General features: G+C 43.4%; 13 protein-coding genes. 4 read left to right on the plus strand and 9 right to left on the minus strand.

What is annotated here, in order from left to right; all coding sequences use genetic code 11:
• Positions 1 to 74: 74 nt before the first annotated feature.
• Positions 75 to 1,160 (minus strand): YeiH family protein, encoded by a 1,086-nt coding sequence (locus tag RCH20_RS01820; RefSeq protein ID WP_327192378.1) that lies wholly within the window; start codon positions 1,158 to 1,160, stop codon positions 75 to 77.
• Between the two features lie 332 nt (positions 1,161 to 1,492).
• Between RCH20_RS01820 and RCH20_RS01825 the strand changes: the two genes are divergently transcribed.
• Positions 1,493 to 2,473: a LysR substrate-binding domain-containing protein gene (locus tag RCH20_RS01825; RefSeq protein ID WP_327192379.1), complete on the plus strand. Its 981-nt coding sequence runs from the start codon at positions 1,493 to 1,495 to the stop codon at positions 2,471 to 2,473.
• A 497-nt stretch (positions 2,474 to 2,970) separates the two neighbouring features.
• Here RCH20_RS01825 and RCH20_RS01830 read toward each other — a convergent pair whose 3' ends face one another.
• Both RCH20_RS01830 and RCH20_RS01835 read right to left on the minus strand, forming a co-directional pair.
• Positions 2,971 to 3,438, minus strand: a complete 468-nt coding sequence (locus RCH20_RS01830; RefSeq protein WP_209956385.1) for a universal stress protein — start codon at positions 3,436 to 3,438, stop codon at positions 2,971 to 2,973.
• 201 nt (positions 3,439 to 3,639) lie between these two features.
• The gene (locus RCH20_RS01835) at positions 3,640 to 4,101 is read right to left on the minus strand and encodes a universal stress protein (protein WP_327192380.1); all 462 of its coding nucleotides are present in this window, start codon (positions 4,099 to 4,101) and stop codon (positions 3,640 to 3,642) included.
• A 354-nt stretch (positions 4,102 to 4,455) separates the two neighbouring features.
• On the opposite strand from RCH20_RS01835, the gene RCH20_RS01840 reads away from it, so the two are divergent.
• The gene (locus RCH20_RS01840; RefSeq protein WP_327192381.1) at positions 4,456 to 7,554 is read left to right on the plus strand and encodes an insulinase family protein; all 3,099 of its coding nucleotides are present in this window, start codon (positions 4,456 to 4,458) and stop codon (positions 7,552 to 7,554) included.
• Positions 7,555 to 8,342: 788 nt separating this feature from the next.
• Here RCH20_RS01840 and RCH20_RS01845 read toward each other — a convergent pair.
• Both RCH20_RS01845 and RCH20_RS01850 read right to left on the minus strand, forming a co-directional pair.
• Positions 8,343 to 8,906, minus strand: coding sequence for an NUDIX hydrolase (locus tag RCH20_RS01845; protein WP_209956388.1), 564 nt, complete (start codon positions 8,904 to 8,906; stop codon positions 8,343 to 8,345).
• 548 nt (positions 8,907 to 9,454) lie between these two features.
• Positions 9,455 to 9,970, minus strand: a complete 516-nt coding sequence (locus tag RCH20_RS01850; RefSeq protein WP_327192382.1) for an HPP family protein — start codon at positions 9,968 to 9,970, stop codon at positions 9,455 to 9,457.
• A gap of 121 nt (positions 9,971 to 10,091) precedes the next feature.
• Between RCH20_RS01850 and RCH20_RS01855 the strand changes: the two genes are divergently transcribed.
• On the plus strand, positions 10,092 to 10,889 hold the full coding sequence (locus RCH20_RS01855) for an NUDIX hydrolase (RefSeq protein ID WP_327192383.1): 798 nt from the start codon (positions 10,092 to 10,094) through the stop codon (positions 10,887 to 10,889).
• Positions 10,890 to 11,080: 191 nt separating this feature from the next.
• Here RCH20_RS01855 and RCH20_RS01860 read toward each other — a convergent pair whose 3' ends face one another.
• Together RCH20_RS01860 and nhaA are read right to left on the minus strand one after the other, a co-directional pair.
• Entirely contained in the window at positions 11,081 to 12,463 is a 1,383-nt protein-coding gene (locus RCH20_RS01860; RefSeq protein ID WP_327192384.1) for an oxygenase MpaB family protein, read from the minus strand.
• 142 nt (positions 12,464 to 12,605) lie between these two features.
• Positions 12,606 to 13,805 (minus strand): Na+/H+ antiporter NhaA, encoded by a 1,200-nt coding sequence (gene nhaA / locus RCH20_RS01865; RefSeq protein WP_209956391.1) that lies wholly within the window; start codon positions 13,803 to 13,805, stop codon positions 12,606 to 12,608.
• 585 nt (positions 13,806 to 14,390) lie between these two features.
• Between nhaA and RCH20_RS01870 the strand changes: the two genes are divergently transcribed.
• Entirely contained in the window at positions 14,391 to 15,146 is a 756-nt protein-coding gene (locus RCH20_RS01870) for a TSUP family transporter (RefSeq protein ID WP_327192385.1), read from the plus strand.
• Between the two features lie 118 nt (positions 15,147 to 15,264).
• On the opposite strand, the gene RCH20_RS01875 is transcribed toward RCH20_RS01870, so the two are convergent.
• Positions 15,265 to 16,641: a dicarboxylate/amino acid:cation symporter gene (locus RCH20_RS01875; RefSeq protein WP_327192386.1), complete on the minus strand. Its 1,377-nt coding sequence runs from the start codon at positions 16,639 to 16,641 to the stop codon at positions 15,265 to 15,267.
• Between the two features lie 489 nt (positions 16,642 to 17,130).
• Positions 17,131 to 18,507 (minus strand): dicarboxylate/amino acid:cation symporter, encoded by a 1,377-nt coding sequence (locus tag RCH20_RS01880; protein ID WP_327192387.1) that lies wholly within the window; start codon positions 18,505 to 18,507, stop codon positions 17,131 to 17,133.
• Positions 18,508 to 18,586: the final 79 nt, after the last annotated feature.

Consider the following 18,586-nt stretch of genomic DNA (forward strand, 5'->3'; position numbering starts at 1 on the left):
TATTTACGTAGAGTATTGTGCTCGATGGTTAAGTTGATCAAGTAGGTTAGGTCCATAAGTAGAATAGAAAATTTTTAAATAAAGCCAATACCGACGTTAATCAGACCACCACCAATAATTAACCAGCCAAACATGATCGCGCCTAATAGTAGCGGTTTAACCCCCGCTTGTCTGATAGCGCTTAGATGAGTGGTTAAGCCTAAGGCAAACATGGCCATGGTCAAAAGTAGATCATCCAACATCACCATAGTGCGCTCTAAGCTTACAGATATATTTAGCCAGGTATGTAACAGTACGATCAGAATAAATATAAAGGCAAACCAAGGTATTTTGACTTGTTTGGCGCGGGTTATAAACGACAGTTTTTTGCCGCCTTTAGTATCGCCACTAGGGGTTAGCGCAAACGATAGAATAAGCAAGAACGGTGCGAGCATCATGACCCGAATCATTTTGGTGACTACCGCGGTATCACCAACTTCAGGGCTGATCGCGTTACCCGCGACGACGACTTGGGCGACTTCATGAATGGTTGAGCCGGTATAGACCCCATAGTCTTGAGCACTGAGCCAGGGCTGCAACCAGCCTAGACTGTATAAGAATGGATAGAGCAGCATAGCGATAGTACCGAATACTACGACGGTTGCTACTGCGATGGTTACTTTGTGGGCTTCTGCCTTGACGACCGGTTCTGCGGCAATGACCGCTGCTGCCCCGCAAATACTAGCGCCTGAGCCAATTAATAGCGTGGTTTTCTTATCGATTTTTAGCCATCTAGTGCCCAGCCAATAGGTTAATAAAAACGTCGAAGTTAACACCAGTGCATCACTCATCACCGCTGGCATGCCAACACTAGCGACTTGGGTAAAGGTCAGCTTAAAACCGTAAAACATGATGGCAAGCCGTAAAATCTCCCCTTTTGCAAAGCAAACCCCGTCATTTAAACGTTCAGCGACCTTAGGATAGATAGTATTACCCAGTACCATACCAATCAAAATGGCTAAGGTTAATGAAGATAGCCCAACGATGCGGCCATTTGTCCAGGTATCTAGGCTGATATTTAGCCACAAACAAAACAAGCTGCCGAGCAATACGACAATAAGCCCTGCAAGATGCTGACCTCGTGGAAAATAACTGGCAACTGATTGGGTAAAAGCGTTCATGACTAACGATCCTATTGACGCATTTGTTCGATTGTAGACTGGCAAGGTAGTGATAATATTTATTAAGACCTTAATGAAGTCATTATTACCTATCATCATTAGGTCATTTAAATGTGCATAAGCTTATGAATGGACATTATAGGGCAAGTCAATCTATAATAAAAACAGATTAATAAGATATAAACTATCGATTATTTAGGTTGAATAGCCAGTTTATCTACTTAAATGATAGTATTTTGCATGAGTTCACGAGTCGCAGAGTGGTGCTATAAGTGGTGCTATAAAAAGGAAGCTACAAAAAATAAGGCTATAACAAAGGAAGAATAAAAATAATGAAAAAAGCAGTTCAGACCTTACCGAAGATTACCTTGAAGCAGCTGGCGGTATTCGTCAGTATTTACCAAACGGGTAGCACCAGCCGCGCTAGTGAGCAGTTACATTTATCACAGTCGGCGGTCAGTAGTGCTTTAACAGAGCTAGAGTCTCGACTACAAATGCCGCTATTTGAACGGGTCGGGCGTAGACTTAACCAACATCCTAACGCCCATCCGGTTTACATCCAGGCCCAAGCCATCCTAGGACAGTCGCTAACGCTTGAGCACTATCATAAGCACCATGCTGAGCAAATTCATATCGGCGCCAGTACGACTATTGGTAATTACGTATTGCCGCCATTATTGGCTAAGCTATACGGTGTACTTCCTGATGCTAACGTCGATATGTATATTGCTAATACCCAAGAAGTGGTCAGCGAGGTTGAGCGGTTAAATATTGATATTGCACTGGTGGAGGGTAAACCGCGGCCACTCGATACTAAAGTTATCGAACAGCGTGCATGGCGTACGGACACCTTAATGATCTTCGCCAAGCGCAATAGTAAATGGCTAGACAGCATTGGCATTCATATTGAGAGTAATATTGAGAGTAATATTGATGATTATGATGATTATGATGACGGTGCAGACTGTTATCGATTGAGCATCGCTCAATTGGCAACGCTACCGCTATTGGTACGTGAGGCAGGCTCGGGGACACGGCAAATTATCGATGAGCAGTTATTACAACATATGCCTGATGCTGAGGTCATCATGGCCATTCAGCAGTCAGAGGCGATTAAGCACATGGTCAGTGCAGATATTGGGCTCGGTTGTTTGTCACAACATGTGATTGATGCAGAGTTGGCCAGTGGCGAGTTAGTACAGGTAAAAGTAGCAGGGATAGATTTGGCGCGTACTTGGTGGTTGGTTTGGCACAAAGCCCGTCACCAAAGTCCGATTTGGCAGACTTTTATTGATATTATTCAAGCGGGCTAAATTCAAGAAAACTAAATTCAAAAGGGCGAGGACTCTATAGAACGAAGGCTTTATAGTAAGCAATCTGCAAATCTATTATAGATATAGTCAATGAAAAGTAGTATCGATACATAACCTACTGCTGGCATAAGTTTTTCTTGCTTGCTGTGCCTACGCAGATAGGGGCTGCGAAAAGTTTATAGCAGCAGTACCGTCGCGTTTTTCAGGTGTTTTAACTATAGGATTGGGTGAAACTTGGTTAACGATTTGAGGTTTTACAAACAATGAGATCAAAGGTTTTTGAATAATTTTAATAAGTTAAATAAACAGTATCTTTATAAAATTGCAGTCTCAAACTCTCCCATAAATAACTAGCGGTATTATTAAAACCTGGCACTAAAAAAGCGCATCATAGAGAAATAACTAGGATGCGCCCGATGTTTGTTTTTACAGCGTAATCAAGTAGCCTAATAGCCAAGGTTCTAATAATAAACAGCCCTGATAAGTTAGCTATAATCTTAACTGCGTTTTGAGACGGGCTTATCAAGCCTAACGACTAAGCTATCACAGGGGACGTTGGGTAAGATATTATCCGCAGTCGCACCGCTGAGCCATGCTGCAATACCGTGACGCTCGTGGCGGCCAATAACCAGCAGATCAACGTCATGTTTATGGCAGTAATTAACGATGCCTTCGCTGTTAGAGATAGCAGTAGTGACTTCCGAATTCACGACATTCAACTCATTGCGATCCAAAAATTGTGCCAGCTTTACCCGGGCTTCTTGGCAGCGTTCATCATCGATCTCATCATAGAGGCTAGAAGCGGGTACTAACTCATAGCCGAAGCCCACCATGGTGTCTTTGACGATATGTAGTACAGATAATTTGGACTCAGGGCGATTATGGACGATGCGTTTGGCCTTTTGTGCGACCACATCGGCATCAGACAGTAAATCGGTAACCAGTAAGATATGTTGGTAACTCATAAGGGACTCCTCGCAGTAGATAGAGATAGTCTTAACTATAGCACTACCGATGGTTGCTGTTAAGTATGCTTTGTTAAAGGTGCATCATCTTTGCTAGTAGCTTGAATAATAGTTTTGAGTTTTGAAAAGATCTTTAATAGTTCTCGTTACTATCAACTATCAACTATCAGCTTTCAGCCATTAACTTACGCGAGCCACATTTTATGTTGGCACTGGCATATCGAGTTTGACGACTAAGCTATCGCAAGGCGCATTAGGCAAGATATTATCCACGGTGGCACCGACCAACCATGCGGCGATGCCGCGACGCTCATGGCGTCCAATAATAAGCAAATCAACTTCTTTTTCGTGGCAGTAATTGATGATACCTTTGTCATTGGAGATAGCTGCTGTGACTTCAGAATTGAAAGCATGTAAGCCGTTACGATTTAGGAATTCGGCTAGCTTTGCTCGTGCTTCTTGCCACTGCTCACCATCTTTTTCGCCGGATAGGCTAGAGGCGGGGACTAGCTCATAGCCGAAGCGTACCATGTCATCTTCGACGATATGCAGCACTGATAATTTAGCGTCTGGTGAGCCAGCTATAACACGTTTGGCTCTTTGTGCGACGACATCAGCATCAGGTAATAGGTCGGTGACTAGTAAAATATGTTGGTAGCTCATAAGATATTCCTTTTTATAGTTAATTCTCTAAGGTTTTAAATTCATTAGTTCTTAACTCCATAGTAACAGTGCTGCTACGCTTTGTTAAGGGATAAGTCCATAACTTAATTAGGGTTATTTTTTTAAGTTATTATATTTTAGGACATTTTAAAATTATTGTGTTTTAGGGGTTTTATATTCAGAGCTTTGGAGCGCGGTCATCTTTAAAATACTGATAAATGGTTATTATAATAAACGATGACTAACCGCGCCTAAGCCGTGCTTGCTACCTTGACTTATCCAAGCATAAACCCCATCTAGCGGTAACGACATTTTATAAAAAATAAGCCATATAATAAGCCCCCAAGGATCATTATGACTGATACATTTACCGCTGATTTAACTTTGCATCCTGCCTTTGAGCTGCTTGAACATCGCCATATTGACGCGCTATCGATAGATGTGCTGATCAGTCAGCATGTTAAAACGGGAGCAATGCACTATCACTTGGCGCACCCTAGTGACGAAAATGCCTTTTTAGTGGGCTTTCGCACCCAGCCGATGGATTCAAAAGGTGAGGCACATATCCTAGAGCACGTGGCATTATGCGGTTCTGAGAAGTTTCCAGTACGTGATCCGTTCTTTTCAATGATTAAACGCTCACTAAATACCTTTATGAATGCCATGACTGCTGCCGATTGGACTGCGTTTCCGTACGCGACCCAAAACAAAAATGACTTTTTTAACTTACTTGCTATCTATCTTGATGCGTCATTTTTCCCCAATATTCATCCACTCGATTTTGCTCAAGAAGGCATTCGGGTCGAACTAGATGCTGATGATAAGCCGCAGTTTAAAGGTATTGTCTTTAATGAGATGAAAGGCGCGATGAGTGGTGAGATTGATCAGCTGTATCATGCGGTTGCCCATCATTTATTCCCAACCACCACCTATCATTATAATTCAGGTGGCGATCCTGCTGATATTCCAGACTTGACCCATCCTGAGTTGGTAGCGTTTCATCAAAGCCATTATCACCCGTCTAACAGTGTGATCATGAGCTTTGGTAATATTCCAGTAGCTGAGACTCAATTAAAGATTCATGACGATGCTCTTATACAGTTTGAAAGTGGTAAGAAACACGTTTCGCGTCCTGAGCAGCGCCTCTCTGCACCGATTCAGGCGACTGATACCTATACTGCTGACGAAGCAGGCCCGGATCAAACCCATCATGTGATTGCTTGGTTACTACCGACTATTACTGATCCCAAACAGCGTCTGGCATTACGTTTATTAGAAGGGGTATTGATTGAGCATTCAGGCTCGCCGTTACGCGCCTATCTAGATAGCCATCCACTGGGCAAAGCACCAAGCCCATTATTAGGTCTTGATGACAGCCATTATGAAATGGTGTTTTATACTGGTTTGCGTGGCTCTGAGCCCGAGCATGCTGAGGCTGTAGAGCAGGGCATTATGGACTTGCTCGCCGACGTTGCTAATAAGCCCATTGCTGATGAGACTATCGAAACCATCTTGCATCAAATCGAGATAGATCAGCGCCACATTGGTGGTGATAGCATCCCTTATGGCCTTAATTTGATGTTAGAGGGCTTTAGCACGGCAATTCATGATGGCAACCCTATCGATATCTGGGAAGTCGATGAGCATCTCGTGTGGCTACGTGAACAGGTGAAAGATCCGCAGTGGATGCCTAATTTAATCAAACAGCATTTACTAGATAACAATCATCGGGTACGGGTGACCCTAACGCCAGATAGCGAAAAAACGGCTCGTTTGGCAGCGGCTGAACAGACCCGCTTGGATACCATGGCGATGGATCTCACTGCTGACGATAAAGCTATTTTAAAACAGCAAGCGTTAGATTTAGCAGCGCGCCAAGCAGCACCTGATGACTTGAGCTTATTGCCAAAGGTTGGTCTAGAAGATGTGCCTGCTGATATTAGTGTCAAGCAAGGCACACAAAAACAAATACGCTTAAGTGGTCAAGACAGTACCTTGTTTGAATACGAAGCGGGGACTAACGGTATATATTATTATCAAATAATCGTGCCATTAACCGATGCGATCGGTAGTGCAAATACCGATCAGCTACCGGCAAATGATGTGATTAATCATCCATTACTGCCTATTTATTTAAGCTTATTGTCTGAGCTGGGTACGGACTCATTAAGTGCCCATGAATTGCAAGCCAAGCAAGCGGCGCATTCATCTGGTGTCACTGCTAGAGTCAGCCAACGTACTAATATTGACGATAGCCAAGCGATTAGTAGCTACTTTGTGGTGGCAACGCGTGCGCTCAACCGCAAACCTGAAGCGATTGATTTGGTCAAAGAAGTGATGGAGCATAGCGTCTTTACTGAGCATGACCGTATCAAAGAAATCTTGCAGCAGCGTCAATCAGGATGGCAGTCGAATCTTGCCGGTTCAGGGCACGCTTATGCGATGCAAACTGCCAGTCGTGGTATGAGTCGTCAATCGCAGCTAGAGTACGTACGTAGCGGTCTACCTGCACTCAATGCGCTTAAAGACTTCTTAACCCATGCTAAAACTGATGAAGCACAGTGGGATCAACTGGCAACCAGCTTGATGGATCTACATCAGCGCCTAATCAGCTTGCCAAAACATGCGGTGATCATCTGCGAAGCCGAGCAAACTGAGCGGTTAAGTGATTTGATTGTTAATAGCTGGCAGGACAGTCGTGCACCAGAGTTAGCGGCGAAAGCTGTTAATATTGGTACTAGCACTGAAGTTGGTATTACAAAAAATATTCCGAGCGAATTTGCAGATCTAACCCTAGATCCTGCCTTAAATGGTGAAGAAAATACGGCTAAAGCTATTGAAAGTGCTGCAACGGTCGATGTTGAAGACGACTTTGAAGACTTAGCATGGCTGGTTGCGACTAACGTTTATCATAATGCTAGTGCTTATACGGTTCCTGCGGCAGATCATCCAGACACAGCAGCATTGATGGTATTAGCGCCTTATTTACGTAATGGTTACCTGCACAGTGCCATCCGTGAGCGCGGCGGTGCTTATGGCGGCGGCGCGGGCTACGATGCCAATGCTTGTGCCTTTAAGTTCTTTAGTTACCGCGATCCGTACTGTGCTGAGACTTTTGCGCATTTTGATGCCAGTATTGAATGGCTACTCAATGAGCCGCAAACGGATGAACAGTTAGAGGAAGCAATCTTAGGTATCATCTCTGGTATGGATAAACCCGGCTCTCCAGCTGGCGAGGCTATCAAGGCCTGCTTTGCCAATCTTCATCATCGCGGTGAAGCCTGGTTACGTAAAATGCGTGCAGAGATTTTACAGGTCACTGTTGCTGACTTACAGCGGGTAGCCCAGCAGTACTTGCAAGGCCAAGTGCATGTACGCGCCGTACTTGCACCGTATGACAAAGAAGATGAGGTCAAAAATCTAGGCTTTACGGTCTGTAAAGTTAAAAGCTAACCATGTACTTAAACCATGTACTTAGTGTAGATAACAAGATCGTACAGATAATAAGGTAGTGCTGATAGTTTTTAGTAAAGTTAAATACTATCAGCGCCATAGTCTCGAGAGTTAACCAAGCCGGCCATACCTAATGTTAGGTATGGCCGGCTTTTGTTCGTTTGGCGCATGATGACTATTGTATCAACCAGTAAATAGCCGCTATTGCTAGCAATCAATGTGTCAAATGATCATGTCCTTCAAATCTCCGAACAGACTCATTGTTTCAAAAGCTGACTGTTTTACGCGTCGCCTTATACTTTTAGCTATAGCTGGTCTAAAATGAAATAGATGCATTTGTATCAGCGTGCTACTGGTATAAGTTTTTCTTGCTTGCTGTTCGCACGCGTGACAGAGGCTGCTAAAAATTTATAACAGCAGCACTGTATTGTTTTTAAATTGGATTGACTGTATATGCTATTACCATATTTATTAACTGAGCTAAATTTTATGCTTGGGTGTCTTTCTTAATAAGATTTATCATCGTGGTATTTAACATCGTGGTCATCATAGTCTTCTATGTGACCGCTTACGCTCACCAGCCCAACGGCTAACGATATCAGACTTCTCAAACCTAATGATTGTAGTGCTTGCGGTCTTGTCGTTGGTCATCTTGAGCCTTTAGAAATGATATTAAATATTTAAATTCAGGCAATAAAAAACCGTTTATAAGAAATTATCATAAACGGTTTTTACTATAGTTTTTGTAAAGCGCTTGTGTCGAACGACTCAGACTTAATAGCCTAGGTTTAGTAACGTTTGATACTTTGGTCTTTACCGATTTGGTCTTGGTGAATAGGGAAATCAGCATGGTTATCGAACTGTTTACGATCAGCAAAATAACTGGTCAACGTGCGCCGTACTGCCTCAAATGCAATAGTGTCCCAAGGAATATCTTCTTCACTAAATAAGGCGCAATCGAGGCTTTCAGATCCTATGCCATAGGTACCATCTTTTAGATCAGCCAAATAGATGACATAGATTTGACCAATGGCTGGAATATCATAAACACAGTATAAATTTGGATTGATAACTACAGCATCAGCCTCTTCAAAGCTCTCACGGGCAGCGCCCTCAGCGATAGTTTCACCATTTTCCATAAAGCCTGCTGGCACTGTCCATAAGCCATACTGTGGTTCAATAGCACGGCGACACAGCAGTACTCTATCTTTATAAACCACTAACGAGCCGCAAATAACTTTTGGATTTTCATAATGGATATAGTTGCAATTTGGGCATACCAAGCGCGGCATATTATCAGTAGCGGGTATTTTGCGTTCAGCTTCGTGACCGCATTCTAAGCAATAGCGCATATCAACTGCCTTGTTTTATGGAAAGGAGTAGAGAGTAAAACTTTGGGTAATCTAGGCATCATTATTTTTACGACATAAACATAATGACGCGTAGACATATTAAAGAATACGGGTAATTCATTATTTTCAGACGTGCAGATTCGCGCGCTTGTTGTCATCTTTACCACATCGTAGTGATTATCGGTTTAAATAAGTTGCCTAGTCAAATAAGACCATTCATTTAAACAGGTGGCCACACTGACAATCATTAATAGCCTTTACCTTAAGATAGCACAGATTTGTCCGATGCTGAGTAGTGATAACAGCAATACATTATTCCTCAATAATAAACTATCTGTCAACGAGCATAAAATATGCTAGCGTTATGATTATTCTCGCGTAGATTTGTTTAACGCTAACCCATTGATAAATAATAATGGTTAATGGTTAATGGTTAATGGTTATAGATAGACAGTCACATAAAGAACATGCAGCTATGGCTAGATTGCGCTAGTCTAGGTTATGATAAAAGCCAATATACGTTTTAGCAAGGCTGTTTAAAACTAAGCCTACCAATACCTGGGATAATGCCTGCCTCTACCGATATTATTATAAATCAAGGCGACCACCACTAAAGAGACTGCGCCAATTAAGGTTGGCGTGATTAGAAAGTGCCATTTTACCCCGCCAAGCATGACTATTAGTGGGTTTGAACCTGCAGGCGGATGCGGTACCCGAAAAAACAACATGAGCGCAATAGCGGTACCGACCGCTAATGCCAGACTCCACCATTCAATGCCGAATACAGTCATGAATAATAAGCCGGTGAAAGTGGTGATCATGTGACCACCAACGATGTTTCTTGGTTGCGCAAAAGGGCTTGCTGGATAAGCAAAAATAAGCAGACAACTGGCACCAAAGGAGCCTAAAATCATAGCGATATTTTGCCAGTCGCCGATTAGAGCGAGTGCTGCTGTTGCCAGCGTACCACCAACCCAGGCGACTGCAATGATCAACAATGGCAATCTCTGGGGGCAATCATCGGTTTTACCTTGCATCTTGTTCAATGAAAAAATCTTATCCACTATCGCTTCCTAAATAATATAATAATAATCGGTCTGAATATTTGCCTCATTATAACGATATTCAATACTGATGTTTAACTCAGATCATGTGTAGCATAGACCAAAATACAGGACCATTATAATGGTAAGACCATGGCATTTTGAACATTTCGATCAACTAAAAGTTGCATTGCCGTCTTATATTCATCAGCCAATGCTTAGGCAGCTGGCTGAACGAATGCAGACTCAGTTATTACTGGAAGCAATGATATCACCAATCACTCACAATCCCGATAACCATGATAGTTCCGCTAACCTCAATAATGTAGACAGCATCGATGACATCTCCCACAGCGCCCGAATTTTAGACCGTCTATATCAGACACCGATTGCTGACGCCTCAGTATTAGTAGCTATTACCAATGAATCGCGCCCTAAGCTGTTACTGACTCGTCGCGCTGTCCACTTAAGTAGCCACGCTGGCGAAGTATCGTGTGCGGGTGGTAAATATGAAGAAGGCGATGGTAATAACGTATTCACTGCCTTACGTGAAGCGCTTGAAGAGACGGCACTGCCGCCAAACAAAGTACAGTTACTCGGTCAGCTACCGATACAGACCTCAAAAAGTGGCATGAGTGTGCGTCCAATCGTGGCCTTGATTGCACCGGATCTGATATTAGTGCCTGAGCTTGGAGAAATATCACGTATTTTTTGGGCAGACTTTGAGACTCTAATTACCCAGCCTACCGTAGAGTATGCGATAAAATACAACATGCAAGACGATTTACAAGAGCAGATGGTGACCTTATTAACCCCCAGTTGGCAGATCGACGGTGAGACCGTTTGGGGATTAACAGGGAAGGTGTTGGCCAGCTTACTAGAGACTGGCTTTGATCGGCAGCTCGAATGGTACTATCGTATACAAAATGCGGCACGTTGATAACCATTGGCTAATAACAGCCAAAACAGAGTAACTTTTTACAATGTCCCTTATGAGCTTTATTATAGATATGTTTAGGGCAGTTGGTAACTGGCTATAATATTCCGATTACTACTTATCATAGTCGGGCTTATTGCTAGCCACATTTTTTACTAGTCGTACTTATAAATAGGCACGTCTATTAGTAGTGGCTATTTATAATAGTCATCATTTTTCTTCAGCCACCAGTTCATATTATCTTGGCGTTTAGCGCGGAAGGCTTCCAGCTTGTCGGCAACCACACTATTGTGCTGGCGTGCAGTATCTAAAGCAAACAGAATCGGCACTGAAGACAGTACCCCAAAGCGTAGCTTGGACTTGGGTAAATCCAAACCATCGCCAATATCGTCGCCCACTAAAGTGCGTGTGACGCTGGCATTGACCAGCTCCACAAAGCGTCCGCGGCGATTGTCTTCGCCCATCAGTTGACGGGGAAGGTCATGCAAGGCTTTGGCTAACGGTTGGCCCATCTTAAAATCGAGCTGCTGAATAGATAAGTAAGTATATAACCACTCCCAGCACGCAGCCTCATCTTTAGGTAAGCGATCTAAATCCACCCCCATCCAATAGCTGGCTAGATTCCAAAGATGCAGGATGCCTTCAGCTTCTTCAGGGCTAATCCGTGCACCGAGTAGCCTTAGACCGCGCATAATCAATAATGAAAACTGTAAATGAGTAGCGATCATATCGGTTTGGTTAATGGGAACACCCCAATAAGCGGTGTTCCAGCTGCCATCTGGATTGTGATGCTGATCGCTATTGGGTATGACGCCATTCGCTGCAGATAGTTTACCTTTAAGTAAATTTTGTCGTACCAGCGTATGGATTTGCCGTACTTTGATAGACTGACGCCAACCCTCAGAACCAATCGCCAATACTTGAGAAATGGGTTGACGTTGATGATGAACGCTCGCGTCCAGCTGTGGGTGTTCAGATACCGCTAGAATATAAGCATAAGTGCGCATCAGGCGTGGCAAGGCATCGTGCATCAAAGCGCCAGTCTGGATGAGTGGCAATGACAACGCAGGGATACTGTAGCCTGCCATCAGTGCGACGTTGCGTAATAGCCAGATCAACATTAAGGGATAACGGCGATAGGCCACAGCACCAATTTGTGCCAGCTTGGGATCGAACCAGTCAGGATGCTCGCTAAACTGTGCCTGCATCGTAATAAATGCTGGGTGACTGCTAGTCTCAGAGCTTATGTCTATGTGGCTTGTAGCTGTACTCAGTAAGCCATCCTTCATTATTGATTGCTGTAGAGGGCGGGCAAAGCGTACCCCATCAACCGCTAACTGGTCGGCCAGCGGATCACCAATATCGTACCCCTCTACCATCTCAGCCAATAAAGTCGGTGAGATGGTAAAGTTTTTGGGCAATAAGTAGCGTTTAATACGGCGCAGTACCTGCAAGTCGCTATGGTCATTAATGTCGGTAGTACGCCCATGACGTTGATAGTTTGCTAGACCTGACCTATGATGTGCCAGCCTGTCTATCGTAGCGCTTTGAGAAGGGGTTCTTGGATTCATATCCATAATGTACCATCATAGTCAGAGGTAATGAGCGTTAGATTTTATAACCGTTAGCATTCAGACTGGTAATGCTCATATTTTAGCAGGAGGTTATGAGTCTCAACTTATAGCTTGAGACTCATTCCTGAGAGGTCTATGCTACTTATTAGTGACGTGTTAGGTCTACTGAGGTGTTCGCAACATTATCTTTTAGCGTCACTTTCAGCATAATATAGCCGGCAATACCAGACACGATAGAACCCATAATGATACCCAAACGTTCATCAAATAGTGGGGTATCACCGCCAAATGCCAAGCCACCTATGAACAAGCTCATGGTAAAGCCCACACCGCATAATAATGCAGCACCATAAATTTGCTTAAAGTTCATACCTTTTGGCATGGTTGAAATGCCAAGCTTAAAGATGAGCCAGCACATCAGCATGACCCCTATTTGCTTACCGAGGAATAGGCCGGCGGCAATGCCAAGCGGTACGGAATGGAACAGTTCAGCGACACCTGCACCCTTCAATGAAATACCAGAGTTGGCAAAAGCGAATAGCGGCAAAATACCAAAGGACACGGTGTTTTGTAGGTCGTGCTCGAGCTCTTCAAGCGGTGAGTGCTCAGGATCAGTACGATCAAACATGGGAATAAATAGTGCCAGGACCACGCCCGCTAGAGTCGCATGAATGCCAGATTTGAGTACCGCAATCCACATAATCACGCCAATAAGCAGGTAAGGGGTAATGCTGGTAACGTTTCGGCGATTAAGTAAGAATAAAAACGGTAAGCATAAACCTGCGACCGCTAGTGAGCCTAAAGATAAGTCGTTGGTATAAAACAAAGCGATAATTAAAATCGCACCAATGTCATCAAAAATTGCAATCGAGACTAAAAATATTTTTAACGAGTTCGGTACGCGGTTGCCAAGTAAGCTTAAAATACCGATTGCAAAGGCAATATCCGTTGCTGCTGGAATCGCCCAGCCCTTCCAGTATTCAGGATTATTAAAGTTAAAGAGTATGTAGACGATCGCAGGCACGACCATGCCACCAACTGCCGCCCCGGCAGGTAGGATGATCTGCTTGACGTTAGACAGCTCACCAATTAAGACTTCCCGCTTAAGCTCAAGTCCCACTAAAAAAAAGAAAACTGCCATCAGACCGTCATTAATCCAGTGACTGGCGTCTTTGGCAATCTCAAAACTACCAAATTGTATGGCGATAGGGGCATGGATAAAACTGTTATACCAAACGCTGAGTGGGGTATTGGCAATGATCATTGCAGCAACGGCAGCCAATGCTAAAACGATCCCGCCTGCCGACTCAGACTCAAAAAATGCCTTAATTCTTCGTATTGCCATGTCATCCTCGTTGGTTAAATATACTGTAGATTTCAGCCATCGTCTGCTCACATCTCCGTGATGTCGCTGACCATTGGCTTCAGTCTCTCATAATCCCATTACTATCAATAATAAAATGCGTTAAAAAATATCTATTAGCCTACTGCGCAGTATTATTAAAGGTGAGGCAATAGATGATAACACGGTCGTGATTGGTTCAATATCCTTACTGCTAAGTCTTTTTTCTCTAAAGGATTTATCATTGCTACAAGATGTGTCGCATTCTAGATTACTACTTAATAATCTTTGCTGATTTATTTAATAGCCTAAAACTACTGACAATCATTATCATAGAATATAAAGCGCTGGCACGCCAATGTCCATTAATAGTAGCTATGTATTCATGACAAATGTAGCAGACTTTGTTACCTTCTTATCTTTTCTTATGATTTTAACTCTATAATGAGCCACTTTTAATAGTTTTACAGGTGTTTTTTCAAAAAAATATTTTACCCATTGATGAGGGTATTAGAGGTTTATACTACAGAAATAAATTTTCAGCGCCTGCGACTACTTCCATCATAGATTCTCTACAAGGTCAGTTTCATGGACGTATCACTCTCTTTAGAGATTATTTTAATGCTGACCGCGGTGGCAGCGCTTGCTGGTTTCATTGACGCTATTGCTGGCGGCGGCGGCTTATTGACCATTCCAGCCATGTTGTTGGCGAATATCCCACCGATCTTAACTTTGGGTACCAATAAATTACAAGCGGCCTCGGGAGCGTTGGCGGCATCCATTACCATGATCAAAAAGGGTGTGGTACAGCCCAAAAAAATTAAAATGGCCATTATTGCCGCTTTTATCGGTTCCATTATTGGCTCTATCGCGGTGCAATTATCGCCGCCTGATTTGCTAGAAAAGCTGATCCCATTTTTGATTGCGGCCATTGGTATTTATACGTTATTTGCACCCAGACTTGGTGAAGTAGAAGCGGCGCCGCGTATTAGTGAAGGCGCGTGGCAAAAAATTGCGGCACCTTTAATCGGTTTTTATGATGGCTATATGGGGCCAGGAACCGGTATGTTCTTTGCACTTGGTAATGTGGCATTGCGTGGTCGGCAAATTATTGAAGCCACGGGCGCAGCCAAGGTGCTGAACTTATCTACTAATGTGGGCTCGCTAATATTTTTTATCTTAGGCGGTAATGTGCTCTGGAAAGTGGGTTTGGCGATGATGGTCGGTCAGACTATCGGCGCGTACTTTGGCTCACATATGGTAGTTAGAGGGGGTAGTAAGCTGATTCGTCCGATGATTGTACTGGTATGCCTAGTAATGGTGACTAAATACGTCTTTGGTTAAGACAATAAAATTATCGGTAAGTAAAACACCCTCTATAAACCCTGTTCCCAAACAAAACCCCCAGTCCTAGCGGTTGGGGGTTTTGTTTGATTGCTGACAAATAGGTATTAAGCGTTAACTATTTATGTCGATCAATATCATCGTATTCACTGCCCATAACACCATCGCTAAAGACCTTCGAGAATTCACGCTCGTTATCTTCATCAATATGACCATCAAATACTTCTTTTGCACCCGCATCTGGATCGTTATAAATTGCCAAATCCATCTTACCTTCTGATTTTGCCACAATAGCGGTAACAGCGGCATCACCGCCGACGTTTACCGCGGTACGTAACATATCAAGAATACGGTCGACACCTAAGATAAGACCGATACCCTCGATAGGTAGGCCGACTTGGGCAAACACCATAGACAGCATAATTAGACCCACACCAGGAACGCCCGCTGTACCGACAGAGGCGAGCACCGACATTAAGATAACGGTTAAGTATTCGGTAACGCCCAAATCAATACCATAAATATTGGCAATAAAAATGGTCGCTGTCCCTTGCATAATGGCCGTACCATCCATGTTAATGGTCGCGCCAAAAGGAACAGTAAACGAAGCTACTGAGTTATTCACACCCATACGCTTAGTGACGGTGCGCAAGGTAATAGGAATCGTCGCGTTTGAGCTTGAGGTACTAAACGCAAAAATCTGTACTTCACGCATTTTGGTCAAAAAGGTCTTGATGCCCAAGCCTGAAAACAGCTTAAGAACAATCATCATAGTAATGAAAAAATGGAATGCCAATGAGCCAACCAGTACGGCCACATAACCTAGCAGTGACCAGATCAAATCCAAACCCAGCTCTGCCATCGCTTTAGTTAACAGAGCGAATACGCCGTATGGCGCCAAGTTCATAATGATAGTCACCATTTTTAAGATGACTTCATTTATTAACTCCATGCCTTGAACCAAACCTTTAGCAGGTTTGCCAACCATTAAAATACTAACGCCAACTAAGATTGCAAAGAAGATAATGGACAGCATATCGCCGTTCGCCATTGCACTGATGGGGTTGGAGGGAATAATATTCGAAAATACATCGAGAAGGGGTGGCGCTGATGCTGCTTCGAATGTTGCTTCGGTTTCGATGTTCATACCTTTACCGATACCAAATAGTATCCCAAGGCCAATCGCGGTCGCAATTGCTAAGGCGGTAGTCATCATATAAATTAAAAAAGTCTTACCGCCAATACGCCCCAATAAGCGAATATCCCCGATACCGCATACCCCACAAATCAGCGAGACCAGCACTAAGGGTACGACCAGCATTTTGAGGGAGTTGACAAACAACTTGCCAATAATGGCAAAAAAACCATTGGTTATATAGGTGTTAACGAAGCTGCCTTCGCCATTCAATCCAGAGTAGTTTAAAAATAAACCCAGTATAATACCGAGCACCATGGCAACAATAATCTTGCCCGTCAGTCCCATATTTTTCCACATAACATATTTCCTTGGTGTACGTCACTCTCAGTAGTAGGCGCGGTGCTAAAATCAATGCGATTATGACCATTAGCGGTACTACTGCTCTTGTTACGTCTATAGAATTCTTTAATCTTTCACTTAGTGTCACATTTTCGCAGACAATATAAAATAATTGTTAGGGACGCTGCAAGATTTTTTTATCAATTAAGAAGATTTACCCCATAAAGGAGAAAAAATCAGCCATAAAAAAGCAAGATTGCCAACGCTGGGCAATCTTGCTTGTTATTTTTATGCTTACCATTCTATATTTATAAAACGTTAAAAGCTAAGGTAACTATAACGCTTTGTCATCTTCTTCGCGGCGTAGACCCTCATCCCATTTAGCATTATCCGCCGGTGATTCTGTTGTACCAATAGGTTTGTTATCGGCATCTGTAGCCGCCAATTGTGAAGATTCTAGAGATTCAGAAGCAGCCTACGCAATCCGTGCATACGCACTCCTCAATACTAGGGACGACGCTTAACACCATCGTACTCACTGCCCATAACATCATCGCTAAAGACTTTCAAAAATTCACGCTCACTGTTTTCATCGATATGCCCATCAAACACATCTTTTGTACCAGCATCGGGGTCGTTATAGATGGCTAAGTCCATTTTACCTTCAGACTTTGCCACAATAGCTGTGACTGCCGCATCGCCACTGACGTTGACTGTGGTACGTAACATATCGAGGATACGGTCAACTCCCAAAATAAGACCAATACCTTCGATGGGCAAGCCTACCTGTGTAAACACCATCGCCAGCATAATCAAGCCGACACCAGGGACACCTGCCGTACCGATAGACGCCAACACTGACATCAAAATGACCGTTAGATACTCGGTGATGCCTAAGTCTATCCCATAAATATTGGCAATAAAAATAGTCGCTGTCCCTTGCAAGATAGCGCCACCATCCATATTGATGGTAGCGCCAAAAGGCACGGTAAATGAGGCTACTGAGTTATCGACCCCCATGCGCTTGGTTACCGTACGTAAAGTAATGGGAATAGTCGCGTTCGAGCTTGCGGTACTAAAGGCAAAAATTTGCACTTCACGCATTTTGACCAAAAAAGTCTTAACGGACAATCCTGAGAACAGTTTAAGTACAATCATCATAGTAATAAAAAAGTGGAATATAAGTGCGCCGACCATCACCGCCATATAACCGAGTAGTGACCAAATCAAGTCTAAACCTAGCTCCGTCATCGCTTTGGTTAATAGCGCGAATACACCATATGGCGCTAGATTCATAATGATAGTCACCATTTTTAAGATGACCTCATTAATAAGCTCCAAACTCTGCACCAAACCTTGAGCTGGTTTGCCAACCATCAAAATACTGACACCGATTAAGATAGCGAAGAAAATAATCGACAACATATCACCGTTCGCCATCGCACTGATGGGGTTGGAGGGGATGATGTTAGAGAATACATCAATCAGTGGCGGTGCTGCTTGGGCGTCAAATACCGCTTCGGTTGCGATAGTCATACCTTTACCGATACCAAACAGCATACTAAGGCCAATCGCGGTTGCAATCGCTAGTGCGGTAGTCATCATATAAATGAGAAAAGTTTTGCCACCAATACGCCCCAATAAGCGAATATCACCGATACCGCATACCCCGCAAATCAGTGAGATCAACACTAAGGGTACGACTAACATTTTGAGGGAGTTAACAAACAATGTCCCCACAATGGCGAGAAAACCATTGATCACATAAGTATTAACAAAGCTACCTTCACCATTTAGTCCAGAATAGTTTAAAAATAAACCCAGTATGATACTGAGTATCATGGCAATAACAATCTTGCCCGTCAGTCCCATATTTTTCCACATGAAGTATTTCCTTGGTGTACGCCATTCTCAGTAGCAAGCACCTGATTAAAATCAATGCGACTATGCAGGTTAGTCATGC

The sequence above is a fragment of the Psychrobacter sp. PL15 genome (assembly GCF_035984995.1).
In the GTDB taxonomy this organism is placed as follows: Bacteria; Pseudomonadota; Gammaproteobacteria; order Pseudomonadales; family Moraxellaceae; genus Psychrobacter.